6 protein-coding genes are annotated in these 6,759 nt (G+C 68.1%); 5 read left to right on the forward strand and 1 reads right to left on the reverse strand.

Translation table 11 applies throughout. The annotated features are described in order from the left end of the window. Positions 1 to 219: 219 nt before the first annotated feature. The 5 genes from ACM0PY_RS19710 to ACM0PY_RS19730 all read left to right on the forward strand — a co-directional run bounded on the left by ACM0PY_RS19710 (position 220) and on the right by ACM0PY_RS19730 (position 5,002). Positions 220 to 1,629, forward strand: a complete 1,410-nt coding sequence (locus ACM0PY_RS19710) for an amidohydrolase (RefSeq protein ID WP_235646793.1) — start codon at positions 220 to 222, stop codon at positions 1,627 to 1,629. Further along, positions 1,629 to 2,891 carry an amidohydrolase family protein gene (locus ACM0PY_RS19715; protein WP_180884989.1) on the forward strand — a complete coding sequence of 421 codons (1,263 nt, stop codon included), beginning with the start codon at positions 1,629 to 1,631 and terminating at the stop codon, positions 2,889 to 2,891. Before ACM0PY_RS19710 ends, ACM0PY_RS19715 begins: the two co-directional genes overlap by 1 nt. A 25-nt stretch (positions 2,892 to 2,916) precedes the next feature. Continuing rightward, positions 2,917 to 3,549 (forward strand): 2-hydroxychromene-2-carboxylate isomerase, encoded by a 633-nt coding sequence (locus ACM0PY_RS19720; protein WP_180884987.1) that lies wholly within the window; start codon positions 2,917 to 2,919, stop codon positions 3,547 to 3,549. A gap of 95 nt (positions 3,550 to 3,644) precedes the next feature. Further along, positions 3,645 to 4,586, forward strand: a complete 942-nt coding sequence (locus ACM0PY_RS19725) for a DegV family protein (protein WP_019662081.1) — start codon at positions 3,645 to 3,647, stop codon at positions 4,584 to 4,586. Between the two features lie 77 nt (positions 4,587 to 4,663). Continuing rightward, a complete protein-coding gene (locus ACM0PY_RS19730) occupies positions 4,664 to 5,002 on the forward strand; it encodes a hypothetical protein (protein WP_006469105.1) in 339 nt (112 codons plus the stop codon). A gap of 141 nt (positions 5,003 to 5,143) precedes the next feature. On the opposite strand, the gene ACM0PY_RS19735 is transcribed toward ACM0PY_RS19730, so the two are convergent. Beyond that, a complete protein-coding gene (locus ACM0PY_RS19735; RefSeq protein WP_134970490.1) occupies positions 5,144 to 6,589 on the reverse strand; it encodes a GGDEF domain-containing protein in 1,446 nt (481 codons plus the stop codon). Positions 6,590 to 6,759: the final 170 nt, after the last annotated feature.

Consider the following 6,759-nt stretch of genomic DNA (forward strand, 5'->3'; position numbering starts at 1 on the left):
GTACGGGCCCGGCTCCGTCGTTGGAGCAGGTGCGTAAGCTGGTGATACAGGTCAGCGCAAGACGTAATCAGCCCATTGCTTCATCCAACGTTAATATTTCCTTCACAAATCCTCCATCAGAAAATTCCTACCCCCCACGCCCCTGTCCAAGGTCACTTGGCAAGCCACACCGGCCCCGGCTAGCGTCGGTGGATTCATGTTTCTGGCGAGGGGAACTGCATGGCATCGACGTTGTTGCGCACCGGGGTGGCACTGGCGCTGGTTTCATTGAGCACGGCACCGGCAGTGGGCGCCTCGCGCTTCGTCGCCGATCCCTACCCCAGCACCTACCAGGCACACCCCGATGCACCGGTGCTGATCCAGAACGCCACCGTGCTGACCGGCACCGGCCAGCGCCTGGACAACGCCGACGTGCTGCTGCGCGAGGGCCGCATCGTTGCCGTCGGCCGCCAGCTGCAGGCCGATGCCGGTGTCACCCGCATCGATGCGCAGGGCAAGTGGGTCACCCCCGGCCTGATCGACGTGCACTCGCACCTGGGCGTGTACCCCAGTCCGGGCGTCGGCGCGCACAGCGACGGCAACGAGATGACCGCGCCGGTCACCGCCAACGTCTGGGCCGAACACTCGGTGTGGCCGCAGGACCCGGGTTTCGCCACCGCACTGGCCGGCGGCGTGACCAGCATGCAGGTGCTGCCGGGCTCGGCCAACCTGGTCGGTGGTCGTGGTGTGACCCTGAAGAACGTCCCCGCCATCACCTACCAGGCGATGAAGTTCCCCGGCGCGCCGTGGGGGCTGAAAATGGCCTGCGGCGAGAACCCGAAGCGGGTCTACGGCGGAGGCAAGGGCGTCGCTCCGGCCACGCGGATGGGCAACGTTGCCGGTTACCGCGCCGCCTTCATCGATGCCGCCGACTACATCGCCAAGAACAAACCGAAGCCGGCCAAGCGCAAGGGCTGGTTCGGCAGCGACAAGGGCGACAGCGCCGGTGATGCCGGCGGCAAGCGCGATCTCAAGCTGGACACGCTGGCCGGTGCGATCGAGGGCGACATCCGCGTGCATATCCACTGCTACCGCGCCGACGAGATGGCCACCATGCTCGACCTGGCCAAGGAATTCGGCTTCAAGGTGGCCGCCTTCCACCACGGCGTGGAGGCCTACAAGCTGGCCGACCGGCTGGCCGCCGACGGCGTCTGCGGCGCGCTGTGGGCCGACTGGTGGGGCTTCAAGATGGAAGCCTTCGACGGCATTCCGGAGAACATCGCACTGGTCGATCGGCCGAAGAACAGCTGCGCCATCGTCCATTCCGACTCCCCCGAAGGCATCCAGCGCCTGAACCAGGAAGCGGCCAAGGTGATCGCCGCCGCGCGCCGCGCACGCATGCCGGAGATCCCCCCCGAACACGCCATCACCTGGATGACCGCCAACGCCGCCAGGGCGCTGGGGATTGAAGGCCAGACCGGCACCCTGGAGGCCGGCAAGATGGCCGACGTGGTGGTGTGGAACGGCAACCCCTTCAGCTCGTACGCGCTGGCCGAGCAGGTCTTCATCGACGGCCGCCGCCTGTACGACCGCAGCGCACCTGCGGCCACGCCACGTTCCGACTTCCAGCTTGGCCAGGAGGTGCACTGATGGGCGCGTTGAACAAGCGTCGCCGGGCATGGCTCGGCGCTACGGTCATGGTGCTGGCCTGCCTCTCCGCATCCGTGCAGGCGCAGGACCTGCTGGTGCGCAACGCGACCGTACATACGGCCAGCGCGCGCGGCAGCCTGCAGCACGCCGATGTGCTGGTGCAGGGCGGGATCATCCGCGCCGTCGGCAGCGGGCTGTCCGCCCCGGCCGGGGCCAGCGTGGTCGAGGCCGATGGCCGTCCGCTGACACCGGCGCTGTTCGGGGGCATCACCGAGATCGGCATCGAAGAGGTCTCCGGTGAAGCGAGCACGGTCGACAGCACGTTGAAGATCGGCGAACAACCGTTGCGCCCCGAGTTCGATGTCACCCTGGCGTACAACCCGGCCTCGGTGCTGATCCCGGTGGCGCGCCTGGACGGCATCGGCTTCACCGCCCTGGGGGCGGCCACCGGTGGCGGCTTCGTTGCAGGCCAGGGTGGCGTGATGCGGCTGGACGGCAGCGCCGATCCCCTCGGGCCGCGCGCGCTGTTCCTGCGCCTGGGGTCGGCCGCAGTGGAGCTGACCGGGCAGTCGCGTGCAGCGCAATGGATGCTGCTGCAGCAGATGGTGGACGAGGCGCGTGGCCAGGTTGCCGCGGACTCACCGCACGCGCTGCTGACGCCGGCCGGGCGCCGCACGCTCAGCCGCTACCTGGCCGGGCACGGCCGCATCGTGGTGGAGGTGGACCGCGCGGCGGACATTCGCCAGCTGCTGCGCTGGGCCGCCCGCGAAAAGGTGAAGATCGCCATCGCCGGTGGCAGCGAAGCCTGGCAGCTGGCGCCGGAGCTGGCCGCCGCACAGGTACCGGTGTTCGTCGATGTGTTGTCCAACCTGCCGGCCAGCTTCGACCAGATCGGCGCCACGCTGGAAAATGCGGCACGCCTGCAACGTTCCGGCGTGGCGGTCTCGTTCGTGCAGCGTGGCGACGCCTCGCACAACGCCCGTAAGATGCGCCAGCTGGCCGGCAATGCCGTGGCCAACGGTTTGCCCTGGGCCGACGGCCTGGCCGGCCTGACCCGGGTGCCGGCGCAGGCGTTCGGCGTGGCCGACCAGATCGGCAGCATCGAGCCGGGCAAGCGTGCCGACCTGGTGCTGTGGGAGGGCGACCCGCTGGACGTGGCGCACTATGCCGAACAGGTCTGGCTGGGCGGCCGGGCGATGCCGATGCGCTCGCGCCAGACCGAACTGCGCGACCGCTACCTGCAGCGCAACGCGCAGCGCTGACCTTCAGTTATCCAAGGAAACCTGCATGGCCACCCTGCGCTGGTACTTCGACTTCGTCTCGCCCTATTCCTACCTGCATTGGCAGAAGCTGAAGCAGCTGCCCCAGTTAGCACAGATCCAGACCGTGCCGATCGCCTTCGGTGCCGTGCTGCATCACCTGGGCAACCTCGGGCCGGCCGAGATTCCGGCCAAGCGCCGCTTCATGTACCGCCAGCTGCTGTGGACTGCGCAGGCCGAAGGAACACCGCTGCGGTTCCCGCCGGGACACCCGTTCAACCCGTTGTCTGCCCTGCGGCTGTGCCTGGCCGCCGGTGGCAGCGTGCAGGCGGTGGACGTGCTGTTCGACTGGATCTGGCGCGACGGCAATGCCGCCGATAGCGCCGAGGCCCTGCGAGAACCGGCTGCGCGGCTGGGGATCGAGGATGTCGCCAGCGCCATCGCGGCTCCCGCGGTCAAGGAGCAGCTGCGGAGGAACACCGAGGCCGCCATTGCTGCCGGCGTGTTCGGCGTACCAACCCTGGCCATCGATGACGAACTGTTCTGGGGCAACGACGCCCATCCGTTGATGGCCGCCGTGCTGGCCGATCCCGCCCTGCTGCAGCAGCCCGAATGGCAGCGCCTGGCCGAACTTCCGGTGGCCGTGCAGCGCAGTCGCTGAACAGGGCCTGGCGCGTTTCCCTCGCGCGCCACGCCGGAATTTGAGATAGATTTCACGTTTCCGAACCTACAACCGCCCTGGAGGGGGAGCCGCGGATGCGCATCGGAATCGTCGTCGACTCGGCCTGCGACCTGCCGCAGGACTTCATTGCCGAGCACAACATCGTGCTGCTGCCGATCACCGTGCGGATCGGCGAAGCCGTGCTGGCCGATCATCGCGATGAGCAGGCCACCCTGAGCTTCCTGCACGCGCACGTGGCCGAGCACGGCGCCGAGGCGGAGACCATCCCCTTCAGTGTCAACCAGATCCGCGACCTGTTCCTGCAGCAGCTGGTGATCGATTACGACCACGTGTTCTGCATGACCATCACCAAGACCCGCAGCCCGATCCACGACAATGCGCTGCAGGCCAGCTTCGCCATCCTCAACGACTACAAGCCGGTGCGGCAGGCGGCGGGCTACAACTCGCCGTTCGCGCTGCGCGTGCTCGATACCCAGAACCTGTTCGCCGCGCAGGCAGTGACTGCGGTGGAGGCGGTTCGCCTGCGTGACAGTGGCGCCAGCGTGCAGCAGATCCGCGAGCGGCTGGAAGAACTGGCCGGCAATGTGCACGGCTACATGGTCACCCGTGATCTGTACTACATGCGTGCGCGCGCCCGGCACAAGGGCGACCGCAGCGTCGGCCTGCTCAGTGCGGCGCTGGGCAGCGCACTGGACATCAAGCCGGTGCTGCACGGCTACCGCGGCGAAACCGGGCCGGTCGCCAAGATCAAGGGCTTCGACAGCGCCGTGCAGAAGCTGTTCGCGGTGGTCGGCCAGCGCGTGCGTGCCGGGCTGATGACGCCGACGGTGTGCGTCAGCTACGGCGGAGAACTGGACGAGCTGCGTGCCCTGCCCGGCTACGCACAGCTGAAAGAGGTCTGCGCCGGCCATGGCGTGACCGTGTACGAATCGGTGATGAGCCTGACCGGCATGGTCAATGTCGGCAAGGGCGCGGTCACGGTGGGTTTCGCCGATGGGCCACATCGGTTTGAATGAAGGCCGACCGTGGCTGGAATCTGCACATCGATTCCACCGCGGTTGTGCCAGTCTTGCCGCACTTCAAGGAGAACTTCATGCCTGCGCAGTACCACATCAGCCTGCCCGACCCGTCCAAAGCCCGCGGCAACGACCCTGACCTGTCCTTCCATTCGCAGGGCGCCGCCGGTTTCGCCGAAGAGCTGCAGGACGCCCTGCGCAGCGGCACGCTGTTCGAGCGCTGGAAAGCCAAGCAACCCGACCCGGATGCGGTGGAACCGCAGTGGGGCGTGACCGATCCGGACGCCACCGTGACCGGCGAGCAGAAGGACCTGCGCATCAACCTGGTCGCCACCACCCGTATCGACAGTGACGTGTTCAAGCAGCGTCTGCGCCTGCTGGCCGGCCACCACTGGGAACTGCGCGACGTGCGTTGAGGCCACGCCGTGGTAGGGCCGGCCGCTGGCCGGCAACCGAGGAGATGCCGGCCAGCTGCCGGCACTGGGTAGTGCCGGCCGCTGGCCGGCACTACCCAGTGCGATGTCCCTGGACGGGCGGCACGCCATGGGCTGGTCCGCTCAACAGTCCATGGTGCCGTGCGCGTTGCCCTCGTCATCCAGCACGCGCGCATGCAGGCCCACCCGGTTGCGGCCGGCACGCTTTGCGGCATACAGGCCGGCATCGGCATCGGCCAGCAGTTGGTCGGCACTGGCCAGCGCCGGTGGGTGCAGGTAGCCCACGCCGACGCTGATGCTGACCGGGCCTTCCGGCAATGGCAGCGCTTCGACCGCTTCGCGCAGGCGCTCGGCCAGCGCCAGCACGCCCGACAGTGGGCTTCCAGGCACGATGACAGCGAATTCTTCACCGCCATAACGCGCAACGCTGTCACCGCCGCGACCTGCGACGCCCTTCAGCACCCCGGCCACCGCCTGCAGGCAACGATCACCGGCCGGATGGCCGTGCCGGTCGTTGAAGGCCTTGAAGTGGTCGATATCCACCAGCAGCAGGCCCAGCTCGGTGCCGCTGCGCCGCGCGCGATTCCACTCGGAGGTCAGCCGCGCGTCGAACTCGCGGCGATTGGCCACGCCGGTGAGGCCATCCTGCCGCGCCAGTTGATCCAGCGCTGCCTGACGCTCCAGCAGATCGGTCTGCAGCAGGACGCTGCGCAGGCCGAAACCAAGGGTGGCTACGACGAAGCCCGCGACGGCCAACGGCCGCGCATGATCGACCACCAGCGTGCCGACCACCAGCAGCAGCAACGGCAGGATGATCGGACCGGCGGCCTGCACCGTCCTCGCCAGCCGCGGGTGTGCCGTGGTGCCTGTGTCCGGCGCCGTGTCCAGCGCCATGCAGGCGATCAGCAAAAAAGGGACGTCGATCAGCAGGTCGTTGAACGCACCGAATGCATCATCGGAGGTGTAGTGGTTGATGTAGTAGGCCACCAGCAGATAGGCCAGTGCGTACAACGCCAGTGCACGGAAGAACCTGCGCCGTTCGGGCACGTCGCCGGCCAGCCATCGCACCACGGCGAACGCGGCGATACACAGGTTCTGGATGTCGAACATGCGCTGCATGTTGGACATGGCATGGGCGTCGACCTCGACACGGGCGGCGAACGATGCGGTGTGCACGAAGAACAGCACACCCAGCAGCGCCGCCATCGCCGCGTCGATCAGGCTGATGCTCGGGCGCTCGCGGCGTGCCCGGGCCAGGATAAACACCAGCGGCACGCCATACAGCACGTACAACAACAGGCTGACGCGTGGGGTGAAGTCAGCCCGGCCGGCACCCAGCGCATCCACCATGTTGAACGTCATGCCACCGGCCCACAGCAGCAGTGCCATCGCGGTAGAACGCCAGCCCAGAGCGGCGCGGTCACGTTGCGCCCGCACCAGGCACGCGGCGGCGGCCAGCAGCGGTGCGCCGGTCAGGAACAGGAAAGAGCCCACGCCCGCCGGGCTCGGCCAGAACGCCACGGCCAGCCCATGGCAGAGCACGTACAGCAGCGCCAGCACTACCGGCATGCATCCCCCCGATCCGCAAGGCCGTCTGAGCGCACGATAGCGCGCCGGCACGCCACAGCGGCGTGATCCACTGCGGCAAAACGACACTCCGCGTGCATCACCATGGTAGTGCCGGCCGCTGGCCGGCAATCCCAGGGAATTGCAGGGCTGCGGGTTGCCGGCCAGCGGCC

The organism is Stenotrophomonas sp. BR163, from assembly GCF_047520985.2.
Taxonomy (GTDB): domain Bacteria; phylum Pseudomonadota; class Gammaproteobacteria; order Xanthomonadales; family Xanthomonadaceae; genus Stenotrophomonas; species Stenotrophomonas sepilia.